The sequence below is a fragment of the Campylobacter concisus genome (genome assembly GCF_003048535.1).
Lineage (GTDB): Bacteria > Campylobacterota > Campylobacteria > Campylobacterales > Campylobacteraceae > Campylobacter_A > Campylobacter_A concisus_S.
Map to the genome: position 1 here is coordinate 257,471 of NZ_PIRQ01000002.1, position 23,748 is coordinate 281,218.

Sequence of the window (23,748 nt, forward strand, 5' to 3'; positions counted from 1 at the left end):
TAAAACTTATCTTAAATAACTGCCTTGCTTTGTTTGAGTAGAGACTGGTTTGTTTTCATTTGCGTCTTGTTCAGCAAATGCATCTTTGCCCTTTAGATAGGCAAGAATCGCGCCAAGATCATTATTTGAAAGAATTTTAGCTTGGTTTTGCATTACATTTTTACCGCTTCCACCAAAACTTGAGTCACTTCTATAAGAGATGATGCTATCTTCAATATCCTTAGCATCCATATTTTTTAGAGGCGTTGAACCAAATGGCCTTTTATCAGCATTTTCACCATGACAGCTAGCACATTGCTTTTCATAAAGCTCCTTACCTAAAGAAACACTATATCTACCCTTTCTATCAACGCCTAATTTTAAAATTCTATTATCTTTATAGCGTCTTGGATCTTCATCAACATAAACATTTACTTTTTCATTTCTATCATTAGCCTGCTTTTTCGCCATTTCAGCAAGTTCTTTACCAAACTCACCACGAGCTTCTATATAGTAGACTTGTGAAGCTGCAAAGGCATTTGCCACCAAAAAACACGCCAAAAAAGAAATTTTAATACTTTTCATAATTTTCCTTGAAATTTTGCTCTAAATTTAAAAATCCCGGATCAGATTGCTCCGACCCGGGATTATATCATAAGTTGATTAATGAGCTACGATTAGAATGAGTATCTAGCTTCAAATCTGAATTGATCTTCTTTGTTTTTAGCCTCATCAGCAAATTTTGAAGTTTTGAATGCATAGTATGAGCTAAATGTTAGCTTTTTGCTATACTCATATGCAAATCTTGGGGTAACCTCTTCAACTTTTTCTTTGCCATTTTCGCCAGCAGCTGCAGCGTGTTTAATGTGACCTTTTATGTAATCAACACCAACTGTAAATTTATCAAATGTATATCCAGCTGTTCCATATACTAGGTTTGCTTTTCCATCAGCCCAAGTTGGATCAAGTGTAAGCTCACCAACATCTATTAGACTACCTTTATCTTCAAGAGCAAATGATGTTACGCCTTTATTATCAACTTTCCAACCCATATAACCAGCTCTTAAATCAAAGCCAAATAATGAAGCTGTAAGTTCGCCAGCATAGAAATTACCATCATTATAGTTTGCAACGCCATTAGATTCATCTATATCTTTAGAAAGATGTGCTTTTGCGCTTTTATCTACAGTAGTATTTATATAGTTAACTCTACCGCCTAAGCTAACATCATCATTAATAGCGAAATTTGCTGAAACATCAGCTGCAAGTAGGTCAGCTAGGTTTGTTAAGCTTGCATACCATAGTTGGAAATTAATAGGATCATATGAACCAGCGATACCAGCTGCATATAGATTACCAACATCATAAATATTTAAGTAACCAGTATTTACATATAGATCTCCATCACTCTCAACACTATCACCCTCAATTGCATCAAAAGCTAAAGCAGTAAGTGTTAGTCCTTCAATATCTTCATTTACTACTCTTACACCAGTAGCGATAGCATCATCTGTAAAGAACGAGCCAATCTCTTGTTTACCAGCTGTTATAGTAGTGTTTCCAGCTTTATAGCCAAGATAGAACTGATGAACTTTAAATGGATCAGTTGTATTAGTTTTATCTGTACCAGTACCTCTAGAGCCTTGATTTCCTTGAGTATTATCACCAGAATTATCAGTAGCGTTATATCTTAAACCAATAACGCCAAAGAAGTTATCATCAATTGCGGCTTTAAAATTTGCTACTGCTTTAAATTGATGACCAGCTAATGAGCCAGACTCTGATTTTGTATTAGAAAACTCACCGTGTTTTTTATCATTTGTATATCTATATCTTGCAAATCCTGAAAGATCTACATTTTTTATAGCTTCTTCAAGTGGAGTAGCACTTGCTACACTTGAAAATGCACCTAAAGCAACCAAAGCGGCTAAACTAATTTTTGTTAGTTTCATTTTTTCTCCTTTTAAAGTTTTGTGCTGACGATTATAATCAATAAAATTTAACATGAAGCTTAAAATTTTTAATTTCAGTTACCGATCGTTTACCGTAATTAATCAAAAATAGGTAAAAATTGATAATTTTAAACAAACTAAGGATAAAAATTAAAATAAGTAAAAAGAAAAAGGGGCTATTGCTTTGCCCCTTAAAAGGAGTTCTAGTTTTGATTGCTGTTGAAATTATATAAGCAAGCAGTAAATCAACGGTAATTAAAAAGAAATTTTTTCCTCTTTTGGTACTTCGATATTTGTTTTTACACTTTTTCTTTTAATAACCACTTCATTTTGCGGCTTTTTTATACCATTATATAAGCCACTAGAGCCACCCTCTTTTATAAGCAACATATCTATAAGTTTATCTGCATAAAAGGTCGCATAGACCAAGTCACCTTTATCATAATAGTATCTATTTGCACAAAAATTTGCTTTATTGAGTTTGTGATTTTTTATATCGCTCGCCACTATTTCATAGCAGTATTTTGAATCTTTATAAGTAACCTCTTTTATAAAACCTTTAATCGAGCTTTTTACTGGTGTATTTTGCATGACCTGTCTTGGCTGTTTTCGTACTGGTGGGTTATCCTCAAAAAATGAGCAACCCAAAAACATGATAGTAGTTGTCAGTGGAAGTAAAATTTTAGCTTTCATCTCTTATCCTTAGTGTAAAACGGCGAAGTATAACTTTTAAGATTAAATAAATTTTGCGGGAAATTAAAGGCTCGTATCTAAATTTATATACACGATCATATAAATTTATCTTAGGCGAGCCTGCCTAAGATAGTTAAGCTGAAACATTTAAAACGTTACCGCCAAGCTCGGCGATCTTTTTATCAAGTGTCTCAAGAGTCTTTTCGATAGTCTTTTGTGAAATTTCAGGAAGCTCACCTCCCCAAATTTTCTTCGCATCCTCAAAACCCTTTGCCGCGCCCTCTCTACCAGCTTTTAGTTTTTCCACGTCATCGCCTGCACCATTTAGCACAAAGCTAGCTATCCTATCAGCCGTATTTGCGATACCAAAAAATCCATTCTCGCTAATAAGATCATTTGCCTCGTCACTACTTAGCTCGTTTAAAGATTTACCGTTATAGCCGATACTTGTAAGATCAAGGCCTGATAAAATTTCTGATAAATTTTTAGGCGCATTAAAGCTTAAGCCACCTTGAGCTAATAAATTTGAACTACTACTTTTAACGATCTCTTTTTGATACTGCAAAAAGTAGCCATTTGAAATGTCTTTGGCTGTTAAATTTGTAATTTCAGACTCTTTTTTAGAAATATCCTTTTCATCTTTATGAAGTGAAATTTCTGATTTTACATTTCCTTTTAGGCTTGAATTATTATATGAGTTTGCGATTTGAGAAATTTTCATTTTGGCTCCTTAGAATTTATAAAATCAATATCGCCAAAAAGTAGAATTTATTTAGATAGAGCGGGAAAACTCCCGCTAGTAGTTATTTGCTAAGTGTTGCGTTTAGCATCCAGATGGCTTTTTCAAATTTTGCAATTTGATCTTGTGCATACATTTGAGTTGTTGTATCGCCTTCTGCAAGCTCGTCAAGCTTTTTAAACTCGCCCAAAAGGTGCTTGTAATCAGCCAAAACAATATCCAAAACTTCAGTCGGAGTGTAGCTTTCTTTTGGCTCGTGTTTTATGTGAGCGACTTTTGCTAACTCCTCAGCCTTTGCGATAGGTCTGCCGCCAAGCATAAGAGCTCTTTCTGCAACTGCATCAAATATATCACTCATATCTTCATAAGCTTTTTCTGTATATTCATGGACGCTAAAAAATTGAATACCTTTTACATTCCAGTGAAGATCGTGAAATTTAATGTAAAGTGCATTCGCATCAGCCTGAATTGTGTTTAACTGTAAAATAACTTTTGACATTTTTGTCTCCTTTTTATTGTTTAAATGTGATGAAATTATATGTAGTTAGAGTTAATCACTGGTTAATCAAACAATAAATTTTATTATTTAGTATAAATTTTGACTACAAAATAAATTTATCTTGTAGTCAAATGTAGAATTTAGAGATTTGTCTATTTTTTATAAGGTGTAGTTTTATAGCCTTGCTCGATCAAACTGCTCATACCTCCATCCAAATTTATTATCTTAAGATCTGAGCTATCTATCGCTGCGGCTGCTGCCGTACTTCTTCTGCCGCTTCTGCAAACAAGAGCAATAGGTTTTTTAATATCAACTGCCTTTGAAAGCTCCTCCAAAAATGCACTCTTATCGTTTGGATTAAAAGTTATAGTCTTTGCACCTGCGATAACACCAGTCTCTTGCCACTCAGATGGAGTTCTTATATCGATAATCTGATCATATTTTTTGATCTCATCTGGGCTTATATTAACGGTTTTAACATCAGCTGACAACATACAACAAACAGCTCCTAAAAGTAAAATTTTTTTCATCTACTCTCCTTAAATAAATTTTTGAAATGTTAGCACGAATTATTAAATATATAAAAATTTTTGTTGATAAAATTTATTAGTTTAGATAAAAATTAATAATATAACGTGTTAATAAAAACTAAATCTACTACAAATACATCTATAGATAAACCGACTAGATTGATAAAAAATCTATCTGCTTACCATTACACATTTTTTATAAAAATTTTTCTTTGATTTTAGTTATCTTATTTGTATATCACTTATGATCTTATTTTTAAAAGTTTATTCTTTTTATTTTTCCCTTAACCTGTGTTATGCCGATCTTCATAAGAATATTTTTTATAAATTGCTATATCTTAATTATATGTTTTAGTATATACCTATTTGAGTATTTTGTATTTTATAAAGATAATTATATGATGGTGTCCCCAACAGGGTTCGAACCTGTGGCCTTAGAATTAGGAATTCTACGCTCTATCCAGCTGAGCTATGAGGACAATTCACATATTTTGTAGATAGATTTTATCAGAATAATTAATTTTTAAAGGACAGATTACTCTGCCCTTCTTTAGCTAATTAGCCATTTCTCTTTTTAATGATCTCATCACTTACGTTTTTAGGAACTTCTTCGTAGTGATCGAATTCCATTGAGTAAGTTGCACGGCCTTGAGTCATCGAGCGAAGATCAGTTGAATAGCCAAACATTTGAGCCAGTGGACAATAAGCGGCAATGATCTTCACACCATTTCTATCATCCATTGAATTTACTTGGCCACGGCGTTTGTTAAGGTCGCCTATAACATCACCCATATACTCTTCTGGAGTTTCAACTTCAACCTTCATCATAGGCTCAAGAATAACAGCACCGGCTTTTCTAGCACCTTCCTTGAATCCCATTGAAGCAGCAAGTTTAAATGCCATTTCAGATGAGTCAACTTCATGGTAGCTACCATCAAAAAGGGTAACTTTAACGTCTTCAACTGGGTAACCAGCAAGAACACCGCTTTGAAGTGCCTCTTTGCAACCTTTTTCAACAGCTGGAATATATTCTTTTGGAACAACACCACCTTTGATATCATTAACAAATTCAAATCCACTAGCAGCTGGAAGCGGCTCAATACGTAAAAATACGTGACCATATTGACCACGACCGCCTGATTGTTTAGCATACTTATACTCTTGTTCAACTGTCTTACGAATAGTTTCACGATAAGCAACTTGTGGTTGTCCAACTTCAGCATCTACCTTAAATTCGCGAAGCATACGATCAACTATGATCTCCAAGTGAAGCTCACCCATACCGCTAATAATAGTTTGACCGCTCTCTTCGTCTGTACTAACTCTAAAACTTGGATCTTCTTGAGCTAGTTTTTGAAGTGCTATTGCCATTTTTTCCTGGTCTGCCTTTGTTTTTGGCTCAACCGCAACACTAATAACTGGCTCAGGGAAGTCCATTCTCTCAAGGATAACTTTATCTTTTTCGCTAGCTAGAGTATCGCCTGTTAGAGTATTTTTTAGACCAACAACAGCGCCGATCTCACCAGCAAAAAGCTCAGTAATCTCTTCACGTTTATTTGAGTGCATTTTTAGTAAGCGACCGATTCTCTCTTTACTATCTTGAACGGTATTATAAGCATAGCTACCACTTTCTAAGCTTCCTCTATAAACACGAATAAATGTTAGCTGTCCAACAAATGGGTCAGTCATAATCTTAAATGCAAGAGCTGCAAATTCACCATTATCAGTGCTTTCAACAGTTACTTCAGTGCCATCTTCATATACGCCCTTAATAGCTTCAATTTCATCTGGAGCCGGCAAATAATCAACGACAGCATCAAGTAGAGGCTGAATTCCTTTGTTTTTAAACGCAGTTCCACAAAGCATAGGTGTGATAGTCATTCTCAAGCAGCCTGCTTTTATACCTTTTTTAATCTCTTCTTCACTTAGCTCTTCACCAGCAAAAAATTTCTCCATCAAGCTATCATCCGTCTCTGAAACTGCTTCGATTAGTTTTGCACGGTATTCCTCTGCTTTATCTTTAACTTCAGCTGGAATTTCTTCTTCAACATAGTCAGTTGGCTTTTTCTCATCATTCCAAACATAAGCTTTCATTCTTACAAGGTCAACTACGCCCCTAAAGTTATCCTCGGCGCCTATAGGAATTTGAATAGGAATTGGGTTTGCTTTTAGTCTTTCCCTGATCTGCTCTTCAACTCTAAAGAAATTTGCACCGATTCTATCCATTTTATTAACAAAAACGATTCTTGGTACGTGATATTTATTTGCTTGTCTCCAAACAGTTTCTGATTGTGGTTGAACACCGCCAACAGAACAAAATACTGAAACAGCACCGTCAAGAACACGCATAGAACGCTCAACTTCGATAGTAAAGTCAACGTGTCCCGGAGTGTCGATTAGGTTTATTTGATAACCCTTCCAAAATGCCGTAGTTGCAGCTGAAGTAATAGTAATACCACGCTCTTTTTCTTGTTCCATCCAGTCCATGGTAGCAGCACCATCATGAACTTCACCTATTTTATGGCTCATACCAGTAAAGAATAAAATTCTCTCGCTAGTAGTTGTCTTTCCAGCATCAATGTGAGCCGCAATACCGATATTTCTTACCTTATGTAAAGGCGTTTTTCTCTCTGCCATATTAATTCTTTCTTACCAGCGGTAGTGAGCAAATGCTTTATTAGCCTCTGCCATCTTGTAAGTATCTTCCTTCTTCTTGAAAGATGCACCTTTTGAGTTTGCCGCATCTAAGAGCTCATTCGCTAGTTTATCTATCATAGTTCTTTCGCTTCTTTTTCTAGCGTAAGTTATAAGCCAGCGGATAGCAAGAGCTTGTTGGCGAGCTGGGCGAACCTCAACTGGTACTTGATAGGTAGCACCACCAACACGGCGTGATTTAACTTCTAAAATAGGTTTTACATTTTCAATAGCATCGTTAAAAACGTCGATGCCTTTAACCTCAGCATTTTTCTTTTCTATGGCTTTAATAGCACCATACATTATCTCAGTAGCGACGCTTTTTTTGCCATCATACATAAGAGAATTAATAAATTTAGTGATTATTTTATTTCCGTAAATCGGATCAGGTAAGATTTCCCTTACAGGGGCTTTTCTTCTTCTCATTTTGATCTTTCCTTCAAATTTTTATGAAATTTTACTCAAACGTTTGCAAATTTTAGCAACGTCTGCGAACCTAAATTTTTACTTTTTTGTTGCAGCTGCAGCACCAGCTTTAGGGCGTTTCGCACCATATTTAGAACGAGAAACTGTTCTTTTTGCAACACCAGCAGTATCAAGTGCACCACGAACGATGTGATATTTAACACCTGGTAAGTCTTTAACCCTACCGCCGCGAACTAAAACGATACTGTGTTCTTGTAGGTTGTGACCTTCACCACCGATATAGCTGATGACTTCAAAACCGCTTGTTAGCCTGACTTTGGCAACTTTCCTCAAGGCTGAGTTTGGTTTTTTAGGAGTTGTAGTATAAACCCTAGTGCAAACTCCTCTTCTTTGAGGGCACTCTTTTAACGCTGGAGATTTTGACTTAACAGTCACTTTCTTGCGTTCTTTTCTGACCAATTGATTTATGGTTGGCACAATAATTCCTTTCAACTAAATTTATTAAAAAGACCTAATTTTATTTAAAATAAACTTAAATAACGGTTAATAAGTTAGACTTACTCATCTAATTCTTGATTTTATAAAAACTCTGCTGTCTTTATTTTGTATTAGTCTTGCTTGACAGCATATTTGCCACTACCTATCAAAAGAATACAAAGTGAAATAGCAATATAAAGGTAAATAAGTTCTGATTTAAAACCATTAACTTCATTTAATACAAATAAATTTGTAAATCCATAGTACGAGTATAAAATAGTAATACTAGTACCTAAAACTAGGATAGCACCTACTCTTGAATAAAAACCAATAATTAACATAATGGGCGCTAAGACCTCTCCAAGGTAAGAAAAATATGCCAAAAATCCAGGCAAACCAGCATTTACTAATATACCTTTTACCCCACTAAGTCCATGTAAAATTTTACCAAAACCATGCATAAAAAGGCAGATACCAAGTCCTAAACGTATAAGCAAAAGTCCAAGATCAATGTTTTTCATAAATTCTCCATGATGTGATTTAAAGATAAGGATTTTATTAGGTGATAGTTAATAGCTTGTAAATTTTTAATTGATTTAATTTTATAAAGAGGTTAAGCCCCAAAAATAGGGGCTTAAAGGACTAGTTTTCTTTGATTTTTACTTTTTTATCCTTATAAAAACCAGTTCCAACTGGGATCATACGTCCAAGGATGACGTTCTCTTTTAGATCTTCAAGATAGTCAAATTTAGCAGCGATTGACGCTTCTGTTAAGACCTTAGTTGTCTCTTGGAATGACGCAGCAGAGATCACACTATCACTTCCGATAGCCGCCCTTGTAACACCAAGAAGGATCGGCTCAGCGATAGCTGGCTCGCCACCCATTTTCATAATGCGCTCATTCTCTTCTTTAAATTTATTTCTTGAAACCATGTCGCCAACGATGAAATTTGTATGTCCGCTATCGACGATTTTGACCTGGCGTAGCATTTGCGAGACGATGATCTCGATATGCTTATCAGCGATCGCAACACCTTGGCGGCGATAAACTTGCTGGATTTCACTGATCAAATAGTAGTGAAGTGCCTTCTCACCAAGAATTCTTAAGATATCGTGGCTCGATATAAGTCCGTCTGTCAGTTTCTCACCAGCATGGACAAATTCGCCGTCTCTTACTTGGATCTGGCGGCTCTTTTCGATCAAATACTCAGCTGTCGTGCCATCTTCTGCTTGGATAATGATGCGCTCTTTTGAGCGAAGTGGCTTGTCAAATCTAACAACGCCGTCGATCTCTGCAACGATAGCTGTATTTTTAGGACGTCTTGCTTCAAATAGCTCACTAACTCTTGGAAGACCACCGGTAATGTCTTTTGACTTAGCAACAGCTTTTGGAGTCTTAGCCAAAATGTCAGCTTGAGCTACTTCGTCGCCACTTGAAACAAAGATCGCAGTTTTTGGATCAAGCGGATACTTGATCAAATGTCCGCTCTTTGTAGTGATAATGATCGCTGGTTTTACGCCACTTGGCAAATACTCGTTGATAACAAGACGTCTTTGACCAGTTGCCTCGTCAGCTTGCTCAGTCGCGCTATATCCTGGCTCGACATCTTCAAAGCTAACCACACCAGCCTCTTCTGCGATAGTTGGAGTTGAGTATGGATCCCACTCAGCGATTATTAGCTTGTCATCTTTTTCAGGTAGTGAGACCACTGTCGCTCTTTCTACCGCATCATTATCTGATACTTGAATGATAGAATTTCTTGGGATGTAGTGGCGAACTGCCTCACGTCCATCTTTATCAGAAACGACAACAAAGAAGCCTTTTTCAGTTACTTTGTGACCTTTTTTGATATCTTTTAGCCTATCAAGGAAGTCACCTTTTAGTATGAAAAATTTAACCACACCATTTGCATCTGCTGTGATCTTTCTAGTTACTGGATCGCCGTCTGAAATTTTAAGCTCACTAGCATAAGGGATACGATTTGGAATGTTCCAACCCTCTTTGATGATCTCGACGATACTCTCGTTTTCTTTTACTTTGTCGCCATTTGCATAAGGGATATACATCTTGCCTTCGATCTTACCGCTAACGCCAGCTAGTTCGTTTGGTTTAGCAAGGTCGTTTCTTCTGATTGTATATTTAACCTCTTCTTTTTTGCCTTTAATCACGATATTTACGTCTTCGTGAGCATATTCGATCTCGATTTTACCATCGATTGTTGATTTTATCTTTGGCTCAACAAGTAGTACAGCTGCACTTCTTCTATTTGCAACGATCTTTTTGCCGTTGTTCTCGTATGTACTAAGGTTGTAATACCTAATAAAGCCCTCTTTTTGAGCGATGACTTGGCGGTCTTGCTGCTCAGTAGAAGCCGTACCACCGATGTGGAACGTTCTTAGCGTTAGCTGAGTACCCGGCTCACCGATTGATTGAGCTGAGATGATGCCGACAGCCTCGCCTGGTTTTACAAGTTTGCCCTCACCCAAATTTAAGCCGTAGCATTTTGCGCAAACGCCTTTTGGCGCCTTGCACGTGATAGGTGTTCTAATGCTTACTGATTTTATGCCAGCTTCTGTTATTGCCTTAGCTTTCTCTTCATCAAGCAATGTGCCTTCGCTAAATAAAATTTCATTTGTTATAGGATCGATCACATCATCTGCTAAAACACGGCCTAATACTCTCTCTTCAAGGCTCTCTATTAGCTCACCGCTCTCTGTGATATCTGTGATCTCGACGCCCTCGTGCGTACCGCAGTCGTGCATTGTGACTTTAACGTTTTGAGCAACGTCGATTAGCTTTCTTGTTAAGTAACCAGCGTTGGCAGTTTTTAGCGCAGTATCTGCAAGACCCTTTCTAGCTCCGTGAGTTGAGTTGAAGTACTCCATTATGTTTAGACCTTCACGGAAGTTTGAAATGATCGGTGTTTCGATGATCGAGCCGTCTGGTTTTGCCATAAGACCACGCATACCAGCTAACTGACGAATTTGCGCTGCACTACCTCTCGCACCAGAGTCTGCCATCATATAAATTGAGTTAAATCCGCCCTTATCACTTTGGATAAGCTTCATCATCTCGCTTGCAACGCTGTTATTTGTATCTGTCCAGATATCGATGATCTTGTTGTATCTCTCACTGTCTGTTAAAAGACCAGCACCATATTGCTTTTGAATTTCACGAACTTTTTTCTTAGCTTCGTCGATATACTTTTGCTTGCTATCTGGCACGATGATGTCTGCGATAGAGATAGAAATTCCAGCTTTTGTAGCATATCTAAAGCCTAAATTTTTAAGCTTATCAAGGAAGTCAGCCGTTACTTCAAGGCCGCCATTTCTATAAACATAATCAACCAAATTTGCAATATCTTTTTTCTTCATGATCTTATTCCACATATTTTCAGGGACAAAATCAGGTAGTATTGCTCTTAGTATCAAACGACCAGCTGTTGTGAAGATGATCTTATTATCAACCATTGTCTTAATTTTAGCGTGAAGACCAAGAGTGTTAGCCTCTTCAGCAATCATTACTTCATCAACGCTTGAGAAAATTTTATTTGCGCCTTTTTCATCATTTCTTTCTAGGCTTAAATAATAAATTCCTAAAACCATATCTTGTGAAGGAACTGTGATAGCCTTACCACTTGCAGGAAGCAAGATGTTCATTGAGCTAAGCATCAAAATTTTGCACTCAGCGATAGCCTCTTGTGATAATGGCACGTGAACAGCCATTTGGTCGCCGTCAAAGTCCGCGTTAAACGCCGCACAAACTAGTGGATGAAGCTGAATCGCCTTGCCCTCAACAAGCACTGGGTGAAAAGCCTGGATAGAAAGCTTGTGAAGTGTTGGAGCACGGTTTAGCATAACTGGATAGTCTTTAACGACCTCTTCTAGGCACTCCCAAACCTCATTTGTCTTATCTTCTATCATCTTTTTCGCTTGCTTAACAGTTGTTGCATAGCCCTTTTCTTCAAGGCGAGCAAGCAAATGTGGCTTAAATAGCTCTAAAGCCATTTTCTTTGGAAGACCACACTGATCCATCTTTAGCTTTGGACCAACAACAATAACAGAACGTCCAGAGAAGTCAACACGCTTACCTAGCAAATTCTGGCGGAAACGGCCTTGCTTACCTTTGATGATCTCGCTTAGTGATTTTAGCGGGCGCTTGTTTGCACCTTTTACTGCATTTGCTCTGCGGCCATTATCAAATAGCGCATCAACAGCTTCTTGAAGCATTCTCTTTTCATTTCTAATAATGATCTCAGGTGCATCAAGCTCAAGCAGACGTTTTAGACGGCTATTTCTGTTTATTACACGGCGATATAGGTCATTTACGTCTGAAACAGCAAATTTACCACCATCAAGGCTGACTAGCGGTCTAAGATCAGGTGGAAGAACTGGTAAATTTGTTATCATCATCCACTCTGGGCGGTTACCTGAATTTAAAAAACTCTCGATAACTTTTAGGCGTTTTACGATAGTCTTTTTCTTGGCCTCAGAATTTGTAGACTCCATCTCTTCTTTTAGCTGATTTAAAATTTCCATCAAATCAAGCTCAGCTAGCATGTCATAGATGACCTCGCCACCCATTCTAGCTGTAAAACCAGTCTCTTCGTATCTTGAAGCTAGGCTTTGATATTGCTCTTCATTTAAAACGTCGTATTTCTCAACTTTTTTAGAATTTTCATTGTCGTAATAAGCTTCGCCAGCATTATCAACAATGTATGCCTCATAGTAAAGTACACGCTCAAGGTCTTTCATCTTAATACCAAGAAGTGCACCAATACGGCTTGGTAAGAAATTTACATACCAGATGTGAGCCACTGGAGTTACAAGCTCGATATGACCCATGCGAGAGCGGCGAACTTTAGATGTTGTTACTTCAACACCGCACTTTTCGCACTTGATGCCTTTATAACGCATCTTTTTATATTTGCCACAAAGGCACTCGTAATCACGGATCGGTCCAAAAATTTTCGCACAAAACAAGCCGTCACGCTCAGGTTTTAGTGTGCGGTAGTTGATAGTTTCTGGTTTTTTAACTTCGCCATAACTCCAAGATTTTATCTTCTCAGGACTTGCTAAACGAAGTTGAAAAGCTTCAAAATCACGAGGTCTATGCTCTTCTTTTATCTCAACTGGTTTTAAATTAGTTAGTTTCATTTGTCTCATCCTCATCATATACTTCTACATCAAGAGCTAGTGATTTTAGCTCGTTTGTTAGAACAAAGAACGTCTCAGGGATACCAGTCTCAGGAACGTTTTCACCTCTTGTTAAAGCTTTATAAGCAGATAGTCTTCCCTCAACATCGTCTGATTTTACAGTTAGCATCTCTCTTAGTGTATGGGCGGCACCGTAAGCCTCAAGTGCCCAAACCTCCATCTCACCAAACCTTTGACCGCCAAATAGCGCCTTACCGCCGACAGGTTGCTGTGTAACAAGGCTATATGGTCCAGTGCTTCTTGCGTGGACTTTCTCATCAACCAAGTGATGAAGTTTTAGCATATACATACAACCAACATTAACACGTTCTCTTATCTTTGAGCCTGTGCGTCCATCGTATAGCTCAGTTTTACCATCGCTATCTATCTTTGCCATCTCAAATAGTTTTGCAAATTCGTCAGCCTTAACGCCTTCAAAAATCGGGGTTGCAAATCTTACGCCATTACTCCAATCTTTTGCATATTCAAGAAGCTTCTCATCGCTCATCTTACCAAGAGCTTTTTTAGCGTCCATTAGCTTAGCAACACCTGCTATCTCTATCATCTTGGCTCTTAGCTCTTTTATCCACTCGCCTTTTTTGGTTTCAAAAATTTCATTGATCTGCTCACCTAAGCGGTAACCAACAAGACCAAGATGGCTCTCTAAAATTTGACCGATGTTCATACGGCTTGGAACACCAAGTGGGTTTAGCACGATGTCTACGATCTGACCACTTGGAAGATAAGGCATATCTACTTCTCTAACTATATTTGAAACGATACCTTTGTTACCGTGACGTCCAGCCATCTTATCGCCGACTTTTAGTTTGCGTTTTGTAGCTATATAAACCTTTACAAGTTTTACAACGCCACTTGGTAAAATGTCATCTTTTTCTAAAATTTCTATCTTAGCATCATGCTCTTCTTTGAGCTTTTTCTTCTCATTTTGGAAGTAATTTTTTAGCTCGTCATATTTCTTTTGAATATCTTTTGAAAAGCTTTTAACGATAGCATTTAGAGTAAACCTATTTATATTTTCAAGATCGGCCTTATTGATCTTTGAGCCCTTTTTATACTCTTTTTTATTTACCTCTTGATCACTTGCTAGTGGATTTTTAGAAAGAAGTGCTGTAACTTTTAGCATCTCTTCGCGGTCTAGCATAAGTAGTCTATCGTGATGTTCTTTTTCTAAAAGAGTCTTCTCTTCTTCGTAAGCTTTATTTGTTCTGCTATCTTTTTCATAACCTTTTTTGGTGAAAATTTTAACATCAACAACCACGCCTTCCATCGAAGCTGAAGCGTAGAGCGATTTATTTACCACGTGGCCAGCCTTTTCACCAAAGATCGCACGTAATAGTCTCTCTTCTGGAGTTGGTTTAACTTCGCCTTTTGGAGATACTTTGCCAACAAGGATCATACCAGGCTTAATCTCTGTACCAATTTTGACAATACCACTCTCATCAAGGTGCATAAGCTCCTCTTCTTTGACATTTGGTATATCTTTTGTTATCTCTTCAACGCCATCTTTTAGCTCACGAGCTTCGATCTCTTTTTCATAAATATGAACGCTCGTAAAGGCATCTTCACGTATCATTTTTTCGCTAATGACGATCGCGTCCTCGTAGTTGTAGCCATTCCAAGGCATAAATGCAATTAGTGCATTTTTACCGATAGCTAGCTCGCCTTTTTCCATACTTGGGCCGTCAGCAATTATTTGACCGGCAACGATCTCATCGCCTTTTTTAACTATCGGATGTTGAGAAAAAGTCGTATTTTGGTTTGTTCTTAAATTTTTCTCCAAAGAGTAATGATCGATATATGGACCAGCTTCGTCTTCGCCTAAAATGAATATATTTTTATTATCAACCTTTTCAACCACACCACTACGTTTTGCTTTTACACTTTCCCATGCATCTCTTGCGATAACGCTCTCCATACCTGTTCCAACAATAGGAGCAGTTGAGCGAAGTAGTGGCACTGCCTGACGTTGCATATTTGAACCCATGAGAGCACGGTTAGCATCATCATGCTCTAGGAATGGAATAAGTGAAGCCGCAACACCAGCTATCATACCAGAACAAAGGTCGATCAAAGTAACATCTTCTCTACGGGCAAGCATCATCTCGCCATCTTTTCTAACCTCAATCAAGTCCTCAACGATGTGTCCATTTTCATCAAGCTTAGTTGATGCTGGAGCTATAACATTGCCCTCTTCTTGAGTTGCAGTTAAATAAACTATCTCATCAGTCACTTTACCATCTATAACTTTTTTGTAAGGTGCTTCAACAAAGCCAAGATCATTCACTTTTGCATAGGTTGAAAGCGTATTTATAAGACCAATATTTTGGCCTTCTGGAGTCTCAACCGGACAAATTCTACCATAGTGGGTTGGGTGAACGTCACGCACCTCAAAGCCAGCACGTTCTTTTACTAAACCGCCTTCACCAAGTGCGGATAGACGGCGCTTGTGAGTAACTTCACTAAGTGGGTTTGTCTGATCCATAAACTGGCTTAGCTGACCGCCTGTAAAAAATTCCATAATCGTAGCAGTAATCATTTTTGGATTAATGAGGTCGTATGGCATAATCTCTTCAGTATTATTGCTTAAGCTTGTAAATTTATCGCGGATAGCCTTTTGCATCTTTACAAAACCGAGGTGAAGTTCGCTAGCAAGTAGCTCACCGATTGACCTTATACGGCGGTTACCAAGATGGTCGCGGTCATCAATGTGACCTTGTCCATTTTTAACTTTTATAAGATATTTTGCAGTTTTTATAATATCTTCACTTGTTAGTAAAGTAACGTATTCTGGCACATCAAGAGAGAGCTTATGATTCATTTTCATACGACCAACTTTTGTTAAATCATATCTCTCAGGGTTAAATAGCATATCATTTACAAAACTCTTTGCGGCCTCTTTTACAACTGGCTCTCCTGGTCTCATAACCTTATAAATTCTAATAGCCGCAAGATCGTTTTCGTCATCCACGCCCTCAGTTTGTTTTAAAACCTTAAGCATATCGTTGTCAGCTATGAAAGAATTTATTATTGCATCATCAACACCAGCAGCAGAGTTATTTATAATCTCAATACTTTCATGCTCAGCTAAAATTTTCGCAAGTTTATTCTCGTCAAGAGCAGATAGTGTATCATATAAAATTTCTCCACTCTCTGTATTTATTACAGGATTTGCCAAATATCTACCAATAAGTGCTTCAACTGGGTATTCAACAAATTTTACGCCATCTTCAATCAACTTATCAGCTTTTTTCTTAGTTAGACGTTTGCCTGCTTGATGAAGAATTTCTCCATCTTCGTTTTTTATATCATATTCAACTCTTCCCAAATAATCTTCAGGATTAAAAAGAGTTAAGAATTTGTTATTTTTAATAATTAAATTTTGTATCGGATAAAACAACTTAATGATGTCTTGTTTTTTATATCCAAGTGCTCTAAATAATATAGTTACTGGTACTTTTCTGCGTTTATTTATCCTAACATATAAAATATCTTTTGTGTCATATTCAAAATGTAGCCAAGAGCCACGGTCTGGTATTATTTGGGCTGTATAAATTAATTTATTTGCAACAGTCGCGCTCTCTTCTTGTTTAAAAATAACACCTGGACTTCTGTGGAGTTGATTTACAACAACGCGCTCAACACCATTTATAATAAATGAAATTCTATCAGTCATTAGTGGAATTTCACGTATAAAAATTTCTTGTTCTTTTATATCTTTAACACCAACTTTATCACCTGTCTTATCATCTTTCTCATGAACGATAAGACGTATTTTCATCTTTAAATTTACAGAGTATGTAAGACCTCTTTCTATACACTCTCTAATTGTATATTTTGGTTTTCCAATTTCTGAGCCAACATATTCTAAAGTCAAACGATTTTGCGGATCATGTATTGGAAAGATTGATTTAAAAACTTTTTCTATACCGCTTTCTGTTTGATTGTTATTTAGATTTAAAAAATTATCAAAGCTCTTTTTTTGTAGTTGTAGTAGGTTCGGAACGTCTATCTCCTTAACGACATTAGAGAAGTCAACCCTAAGACGATTTCCTGAGTATAAGCTATTTAACATTGCATCTACCTCGTGGTAATTTTGAAAGAAAAGTATAGCCTTTTAACAAGGCATCTAAAATTTAAAAAAGAGAGAGCCTGTGCCCTCTCTTGAAATATTAAGCTCAAATAATAAAAAATTATTTAAGTTCAACCTTAGCACCAGCTTCTTCAAGCTCTTTTTTAGCTGCCTCAGCCTCATCTTTGCTAACACCTTCTTTAAGAACAGATGGTGTTCCCTCAACTGCGTCTTTAGCTTCTTTAAGACCAAGACCAGTAAGCGCTCTAACAACTTTAATAACGTTGATTTTCTTATCACCAGAATCAACCAAAACAATGTTAAATTCTGTTTTTTCCTCTGCTGCAGCTGCTGCACCACCTGCTGCAACAGCACCACCTGCTACCATTACAGGAGCAGCGCTAACACCAAATTTCTCTTCGAACTCTTTTACAAGTTCACTAAGCTCAAGTACAGAAAGATTAGATATAAACTCTAATACATCTTCTTTAGTAATTGCCATTTTTAATCCTTATTATTTTTTAATTTTAATTAAGCTGATTGTTCTTTTTTCTCTTTAAGCGCATTCAAACCAATTGTGAAATTTTGAATTGGCGCATTCCAAACTTGTAAAAGCATCGCAATAAGCTCATCACGGCTAGGCATTTTAGATAGAGCTTTAACTTTATCAACGCTAGCAACTTCGCCATCAATATAAGCTGTTTTTATTTTGAAAAGATCAGCATTAGACTCTTCAAATTTTGCGGCTACTTTAGTTACTGCTAATTGATCTTCACTCCAAAGATATATATTTGTATCTTTGAGTTCCATTCCGACTTTATCAGAATTTTTAAGAGCAATATTTGCAAGAGTATTTTTAATAACTTGAACTTTTACATTTTGTTCTTTAGCAGAATTTCTTAAAACTTCAAGTTTCTTTACTGAAAGGCCACGATAGTCACAAACTACAATAGCTTCAGCAGTTTTAAATTCACTCTCTAATTTTGCAACAACTTCAGTTTTTTCGTTACGTGTCACTTTTTCTCCTTTCCGACCGGTAATTTCAAGCAGAGCGGGTCGAATCAATTAAGCCCAATGGCCTCGGCTATCTCCAATCTAAGATATAAATTTTAATTTTTAGTTTTATTTTAAGTCCATAACTTCTTGAGTATCAAGAGCTATAGATGGACTCATTGTCAAAGACAACGAAGCATTTTTAACATATCTACCCTTTGCGGTTGCAGGCTTATGTTTATTGATCGCTTTAATAAATGTTGAAATATTTTCATTTAATTGTTCTTTAGTAAAATTAACTTTACCAAGACCTGCATGTATATTTCCTTGCTTATCAACACGAAAATTTACTTGACCGCTTTTTGCATTATTAACAGCTTGTGCAACATCCATTGTAACTGTGCCAGTTTTTGGGTTTGGCATTAATCCTTTTGGTCCTAAAATTCTACCGACCTTACCTACAAGACCCATTAAATTTGGAGTAGCTATAAGAACATCAAAATTTATTATACCTTTTTGAATATCTTCGACCAAATCATCTGCGCCAACAATATCAGCACCAGCTGCTTTTGCCTCATCAGCTTTAGCATCTTTAGCAATAACAGCAACTCTTACAGTTTTACCTGTACCGGCCGGCAAAACGACTGAGCCACGAACCATTTGATCAGCATGTCTTGGATCAACATTTAATTTTAATGCAATCTCAACCGTTTCATTAAATTTAGCAGAAGCCAGAGTTTTAACTGTATCAATAGCCTCGCTAAGGTTATAAATTTTATCTTGCTCTACTTTTTTGAGCAATTCTTGAAATCTCTTGCTAGTTTTTCCCATAAATTTCTCCGCATATATATTGCTTCCGTCTTTTGCTAATCAACCTGACGGTAAAGGCTTTAGTCTACTACTTCGACACCCATTGAGCGAGCTGAGCCAGCAATAATCTTGGCTGCTTGCTCTTTATCATTTGTATTCAAATCAACAAGTTTTTTCTCAACTATTTCTAGAACTTGAGCTTTTGTTAATTTGCCTACTTTATTTTTTAAAGGATTATCAGTTCCTTTTGTTATACCTGCAGCCTTTTTAATAAGATCTGTAGCAGGAGGCTGTTTTGTGATAAATGTAAAACTTTTATCAGCATAAACAGTTATAACAACTGGAATATTAAACCCAACCATATCTTTTGTTCTTTCATTAAAGGCTTTACAAAATTCCATAATATTAACACCTTTTTGTCCAAGAGCTGGACCAACTGGTGGACTAGGATTTGCTTTTGTTGCAGCAATTTGTAATTTTATTTCACCTATAACTTTTTTAGCCATTTCTTGCTCCTTAAATTATCTTCTCAACTTGTGAATACAAAATATCAACAGGGGTACTTCTACCAAAAATAGAAACATTAAGTCTAAGTTTGCCATGTATCATGTCATATTCTTCAACAATACCTGTAAAGTTAGCAAAAGGACCTTCTGTTATACGAACACTCTCACCATCCTCAAAGAATATCTTAGGTTTTGGTGCAGCCCTTTTTTGAACTTTTTCCAAAATAGTATTTATATCTTTTTCAGATAATGGCGTAGGTTTTTTAGCCTCACCAATAAAACGTCCAACTTTTGGCAAAGATTGAATCCTGTGCCAAAGAGCCGTATCAAGATCTAAGCACGCAAAAGCATAACCTGGGTAAAGAGTTCTTTCGTTGATTTTTTGCTTACCATTTTTTATTTCTATTACGTCTTCTGTAGGAACTATAATTTCTTTTAGTTGATCTTCTATTCCATGATCTTTTACTAAGTTTTCAATTCCTCTTTTTACTGCCATTTCGCTTCCAGCGTAAGTCTGTATAGCATACCATTTATGTGACATTACTTCTTTCCTTATATCATATAACTTTAGATAAAACAAAGGACATAATAACATCAACAAGAGCTAAAAAAAGTGATACAACAGCAACTACGATAAAAACTGCAAAAAAAGCATTTCTAATTTGTTCTTTTGTGGGATAAATAACCTTCATTATTTCCAATTTAGAAAGCCTAATATAATTTATAATTTTTTCCATAATCTTAACCTTAGTCGTGGCAGGGCAAGAGGGATTCGAACCCCCAACCATTGGATTTGGAATCCAGCGCTCTACCGTTGGAGCTATTGCCCTAATAGCTTCTTAATTAACTTTTTAATTTAACTTCTTTATGAATAGTATGTTTTTTTAATCTTGGGCAATACTTTTTAAGTTCAACTTTATCCGTAGTAGTTTTACTATTTTTAGTTGTTGTATAATTTATATCACCACTTTCAGAGCATTTTAAACCAATTTTAATTCTCATATAAGTCCTTATTAAGATATCAAAGGGATATCCTCCCTTTGACAAATTTTTATAAATTAACCAAGTATTTTTGAAACAACACCTGAACCAACAGTCCTACCACCTTCACGGATAGCAAAACGAGTACCTTCCTCAAGTGCTACTGGAGCAATCAATTCAACAGAAATTCTTACATTATCACCTGGCATAACCATCTCTGTTCCTTCTGGGAGCGTAATTGAACCAGTAACATCAGTTGTTCTTACGTAGAATTGTGGTCTATAGTTATTAAAGAAAGGAGTATGGCGACCACCTTCTTCTTTTGTCAAGATATAGACTTCGCCTTCAAATTTTGTATGAGGGGTAATTGATTTAGGCTTGCAAAGAACCATACCACGCTCAACGTCCTCTTTTTTGGTACCACGGAGAAGAACGCCGACATTATCACCGGCTTCGCCTTGATCCATCTCTTTTCTAAACATTTCAACACCAGTAACTGTTGTTGTTTGAGTTGGCTTAATACCAACAATCTCAATTGTATCACCAACTTTTATAACACCTTTTTCGATTCTACCAGTTACAACTGTACCACGACCTGAAATCGAAAAAACATCTTCGATTGGCATAAGAAGGTCTTTATCTGTTGCACGAACTGGAGTTGGAATATAGCTATCAACTGCATCCATTAATTCCATAATTTTTGCTGACCATTCGCCATCTTGACCAGCTTTTGCCTCTTCAAGAGCTTTAAGTGCTGAACCAGAAACAATAGGTGTATCATCACCTGGGAAATTATACTCATTAAGTAATTCACGGATTTCCATTTCAACCAATTCAAGTAGCTCTGCATCATCAACCATATCAGCTTTGTTCATGAAAACAACAATGTATGGAACACCAACTTGGCGTGATAATAAAATATGCTCTCTAGTTTGTGGCATTGGACCATCAGCTGCAGAAACAACCAGAATAGCTCCATCCATTTGTGCAGCACCTGTAATCATATTTTTTACATAGTCGGCGTGACCAGGGCAGTCAACGTGGGCATAGTGGCGTTTCTCTGTCTCGTACTCAATATGTGAAGTAGCAATTGTAATACCACGCTCTTTTTCTTCTGGAGCATTATCAATATTATCATAATCTTTTAGCTCAGCAAGTCCTTTGCGTGAAAGAACAGCAGATATTGCAGCTGTTAATGTAGTTTTACCATGATCTACGTGACCAATAGTACCTATGTTTACGTGCGGCTTGTTACGTGAAAATTTTTCTTTAGCCATCTTTTCCTCCGTATGTGATATATGTCTTTTTTTCTTACCAAATTTGTATAATCATAATAAAATCATATTAACCAGTGGAGCTCATAGCGGGACTTGAACCCGCGACCTCTTCCTTACCAAGGAAGTGCTCTACCTCTGAGCCATATGAGCGAAAAACGCTTGGCAGAGATGATTCCAATTAAATAATACAAACAACTAAAAATTTTGAAAATAAAGTAAGGAATAACTGTGTTTAGCAAAATCTAGATACAGCTCCCAGTTTATTTTCCCAAATTTTGGAGCGGGAAACGGGGCTCGAACCCGCGACCCTCAGCTTGGAAGGCTGATGCTCTAGCCAACTGAGCTACTCCCGCATAACAATGGTGGTGAGACGTGGATTCGAACCACGGAAGACATAGTCAGCAGATTTACAGTCTGCCCTCGTTGGCCGCTTGAGTATCTCACCTTAAACATTAATAAACTATTTTGGTATTTTCTGGTCAAACACTGTTACAAAAATGGAGCTGGTGAACGGACTTGAACCGCCGACCCACTGCTTACAAGGCAGTAGCTCTACCAACTGAGCTACACCAGCACCTGTTTTGTGAAGTGGCAATTATATATCAAAACAATGTAAAAGTCAAGGGAAAATTAAAAAATTTTCATAAAAATTAAAATCATAAAATACAGCCATTTAAGAATACAAATTTTTATTAGATTTAAATCCATAATACATCATTAAGCTTTTATGAAATATGTATAATTTTTATGGTTTTATTTTTTTTAAAAGCTAAAATTTCTATAATTACAAAAAAATATATAAGGACTTAATATGCAATTTTTACCTTGGGCGATAATTTTATTACTAATTTATGTAATTTATTTTCTAATGATACGTTACGAGAAAAGAATATCAACCCTTAGCAAATTAATTGAACAAAATAGTGATGGTATTAAAGAAAATAGGGATTTGATTGGACAAAATAGATCACTTATTGAAAAAAATAAACACGATATCGAAAAAAATACAAAAGACATCATAACAAATGTTGAAAAAGTAGATATTGATTTGGAAGACTAAAGTTTCTGGTTTCTTATCTCGGCTATTAATAAATTTGCTAGAATTTTTTATTTAAGATTTTAGCAAATCATTTTTTATTTGAAAATTTTATATTTATTGTATTCTTTAGCCAGTAAAAGTTGTGTATGTATTTCTTGTGGGCGTATATAGAAAAAATTTATAGTTTTTGAAGAATAATCTTAATTTTTAAAAAAATAAATCAAGATTTTATGAATCAAGTTGCTTCATTAAAAGCACAAGCCCTATTCTATCCTTTACATTTAGCTTACTATAAATCGAGCTTGTATGTGCTTTGACTGTTCTTAGTGTAATACCTGTTTTTTCTGAAATTTCATTATTTGTTAGACCCTGATAGATTAAATCTGCAATTTCTCTTTCCCTTGAACTAAGCTCAGAGAGATCAGCCTTTTTGTCTACCTTTTCACTTTCGCTATTAATATATGAGCCGGTTAGCTCACTAATCATTGCCTGAACAAATTCTTGGTAAAGCCATATATTTCCATTAAAAATAGCTTCAAAAGCATCTTCAAAGTGTGTCTTTCGCATGTGAGAATTTGCATAGCCCTTGATTCCAAGCGTAAGCAGATGCTTGCCTTCGTTTATCGTTGGCCTATTTGAGAGTATGAGTATTTTTATATTTGGGGAATTTCCAATTATATTTTTTATAACATCATCAATATTATCTTTAAAAACATCAATATCAATGCCTATAATATCAATATCATCATTTATATGAGAAAAAAACTCTTTTCTATTATGTATAAATTTCACATCGCTATTGCCAGTAAAATAGCTTCTCCAAATATTGTTTAATGCACTATTTTGTGTAAATAAAATAACTTGCAT

The 23,748-nt window shown here is 36.3% G+C and carries 22 protein-coding genes and 6 tRNA genes; 1 reads left to right on the top strand and 27 read right to left on the bottom strand.

Annotation, left to right across the window (positions count from 1 at the left end; translation table 11 throughout):
- Positions 1-6: 6 nt before the first annotated feature.
- The 26 genes from CVS93_RS03070 to CVS93_RS03195 form a co-directional block, all read right to left on the bottom strand.
- Positions 7-564, bottom strand: a complete 558-nt coding sequence (locus CVS93_RS03070) for a c-type cytochrome (RefSeq protein WP_021090538.1) — start codon at positions 562-564, stop codon at positions 7-9.
- Between the two features lie 92 nt (positions 565-656).
- A complete protein-coding gene (locus CVS93_RS03075) occupies positions 657-1,931 on the bottom strand; it encodes a major outer membrane protein (RefSeq protein ID WP_107686537.1) in 1,275 nt (424 codons plus the stop codon).
- A 255-nt stretch (positions 1,932-2,186) separates the two neighbouring features.
- Positions 2,187-2,624, bottom strand: coding sequence for a hypothetical protein (locus CVS93_RS03080; protein ID WP_107686538.1), 438 nt, complete (start codon positions 2,622-2,624; stop codon positions 2,187-2,189).
- 133 nt (positions 2,625-2,757) lie between these two features.
- Complete coding sequence (locus CVS93_RS03085) at positions 2,758-3,345, bottom strand: hydrogenase-4 component G (RefSeq protein ID WP_107686539.1); 588 nt, start codon at positions 3,343-3,345, stop codon at positions 2,758-2,760.
- An 82-nt stretch (positions 3,346-3,427) separates the two neighbouring features.
- On the bottom strand, positions 3,428-3,862 hold the full coding sequence (locus CVS93_RS03090) for a Dps family protein (protein ID WP_107686540.1): 435 nt from the start codon (positions 3,860-3,862) through the stop codon (positions 3,428-3,430).
- Between the two features lie 152 nt (positions 3,863-4,014).
- Positions 4,015-4,392: a rhodanese-like domain-containing protein gene (locus tag CVS93_RS03095; RefSeq protein ID WP_021090898.1), complete on the bottom strand. Its 378-nt coding sequence runs from the start codon at positions 4,390-4,392 to the stop codon at positions 4,015-4,017.
- Between the two features lie 402 nt (positions 4,393-4,794).
- Positions 4,795-4,871, bottom strand: a tRNA-Arg gene (locus CVS93_RS03100).
- 79 nt (positions 4,872-4,950) lie between these two features.
- Positions 4,951-7,029 carry an elongation factor G gene (gene fusA / locus CVS93_RS03105; RefSeq protein ID WP_107686541.1) on the bottom strand — a complete coding sequence of 693 codons (2,079 nt, stop codon included), beginning with the start codon at positions 7,027-7,029 and terminating at the stop codon, positions 4,951-4,953.
- Between the two features lie 12 nt (positions 7,030-7,041).
- Positions 7,042-7,512 (bottom strand): 30S ribosomal protein S7, encoded by a 471-nt coding sequence (gene rpsG, locus CVS93_RS03110; RefSeq protein ID WP_107686542.1) that lies wholly within the window; start codon positions 7,510-7,512, stop codon positions 7,042-7,044.
- A 78-nt stretch (positions 7,513-7,590) separates the two neighbouring features.
- A complete protein-coding gene (gene rpsL, locus CVS93_RS03115; protein ID WP_021090705.1) occupies positions 7,591-7,989 on the bottom strand; it encodes a 30S ribosomal protein S12 in 399 nt (132 codons plus the stop codon).
- A gap of 131 nt (positions 7,990-8,120) precedes the next feature.
- A complete protein-coding gene (locus CVS93_RS03120; RefSeq protein WP_107686543.1) occupies positions 8,121-8,510 on the bottom strand; it encodes a DoxX family protein in 390 nt (129 codons plus the stop codon).
- 121 nt (positions 8,511-8,631) lie between these two features.
- Positions 8,632-13,146: a DNA-directed RNA polymerase subunit beta' gene (gene rpoC, locus CVS93_RS03125; protein WP_107686544.1), complete on the bottom strand. Its 4,515-nt coding sequence runs from the start codon at positions 13,144-13,146 to the stop codon at positions 8,632-8,634.
- A complete protein-coding gene (gene rpoB, locus CVS93_RS03130) occupies positions 13,133-17,278 on the bottom strand; it encodes a DNA-directed RNA polymerase subunit beta (RefSeq protein WP_107686545.1) in 4,146 nt (1,381 codons plus the stop codon). Before rpoB ends, rpoC begins: the two co-directional genes overlap by 14 nt.
- Before the next feature lie 118 nt (positions 17,279-17,396).
- On the bottom strand, positions 17,397-17,777 hold the full coding sequence (gene rplL, locus CVS93_RS03135; protein ID WP_021090592.1) for a 50S ribosomal protein L7/L12: 381 nt from the start codon (positions 17,775-17,777) through the stop codon (positions 17,397-17,399).
- A gap of 29 nt (positions 17,778-17,806) precedes the next feature.
- Complete coding sequence (gene rplJ, locus CVS93_RS03140; protein ID WP_021090459.1) at positions 17,807-18,292, bottom strand: 50S ribosomal protein L10; 486 nt, start codon at positions 18,290-18,292, stop codon at positions 17,807-17,809.
- A 105-nt stretch (positions 18,293-18,397) separates the two neighbouring features.
- Positions 18,398-19,099, bottom strand: coding sequence for a 50S ribosomal protein L1 (gene rplA, locus CVS93_RS03145; RefSeq protein ID WP_107686546.1), 702 nt, complete (start codon positions 19,097-19,099; stop codon positions 18,398-18,400).
- Positions 19,100-19,158: 59 nt separating this feature from the next.
- Positions 19,159-19,584 (bottom strand): 50S ribosomal protein L11, encoded by a 426-nt coding sequence (rplK, locus tag CVS93_RS03150; RefSeq protein ID WP_021091067.1) that lies wholly within the window; start codon positions 19,582-19,584, stop codon positions 19,159-19,161.
- A gap of 10 nt (positions 19,585-19,594) precedes the next feature.
- Entirely contained in the window at positions 19,595-20,125 is a 531-nt protein-coding gene (gene nusG, locus CVS93_RS03155; protein ID WP_021090793.1) for a transcription termination/antitermination protein NusG, read from the bottom strand.
- Between the two features lie 16 nt (positions 20,126-20,141).
- A complete protein-coding gene (gene secE, locus CVS93_RS03160) occupies positions 20,142-20,321 on the bottom strand; it encodes a preprotein translocase subunit SecE (protein ID WP_035167317.1) in 180 nt (59 codons plus the stop codon).
- 17 nt (positions 20,322-20,338) lie between these two features.
- A tRNA-Trp gene (locus CVS93_RS03165) sits at positions 20,339-20,414 on the bottom strand.
- 13 nt (positions 20,415-20,427) lie between these two features.
- Entirely contained in the window at positions 20,428-20,586 is a 159-nt protein-coding gene (gene rpmG / locus CVS93_RS03170) for a 50S ribosomal protein L33 (RefSeq protein ID WP_035167196.1), read from the bottom strand.
- A 56-nt stretch (positions 20,587-20,642) separates the two neighbouring features.
- Entirely contained in the window at positions 20,643-21,842 is a 1,200-nt protein-coding gene (gene tuf / locus CVS93_RS03175) for an elongation factor Tu (protein ID WP_021090663.1), read from the bottom strand.
- A 75-nt stretch (positions 21,843-21,917) separates the two neighbouring features.
- Positions 21,918-21,992, bottom strand: a tRNA-Thr gene (locus tag CVS93_RS03180).
- A 126-nt stretch (positions 21,993-22,118) separates the two neighbouring features.
- A tRNA-Gly gene (locus CVS93_RS03185) sits at positions 22,119-22,195 on the bottom strand.
- A gap of 7 nt (positions 22,196-22,202) precedes the next feature.
- Positions 22,203-22,287: transfer RNA gene (locus tag CVS93_RS03190), tRNA-Tyr, on the bottom strand.
- Between the two features lie 53 nt (positions 22,288-22,340).
- A tRNA-Thr gene (locus CVS93_RS03195) sits at positions 22,341-22,416 on the bottom strand.
- Positions 22,417-22,653: 237 nt separating this feature from the next.
- Between CVS93_RS03195 and CVS93_RS03200 the strand changes: the two genes are divergently transcribed.
- The gene (locus tag CVS93_RS03200; RefSeq protein ID WP_021090800.1) at positions 22,654-22,902 is read left to right on the top strand and encodes a hypothetical protein; all 249 of its coding nucleotides are present in this window, start codon (positions 22,654-22,656) and stop codon (positions 22,900-22,902) included.
- A 207-nt stretch (positions 22,903-23,109) separates the two neighbouring features.
- Here CVS93_RS03200 and CVS93_RS03205 read toward each other — a convergent pair whose 3' ends face one another.
- Entirely contained in the window at positions 23,110-23,748 is a 639-nt protein-coding gene (locus tag CVS93_RS03205; protein WP_107686547.1) for a response regulator transcription factor, read from the bottom strand.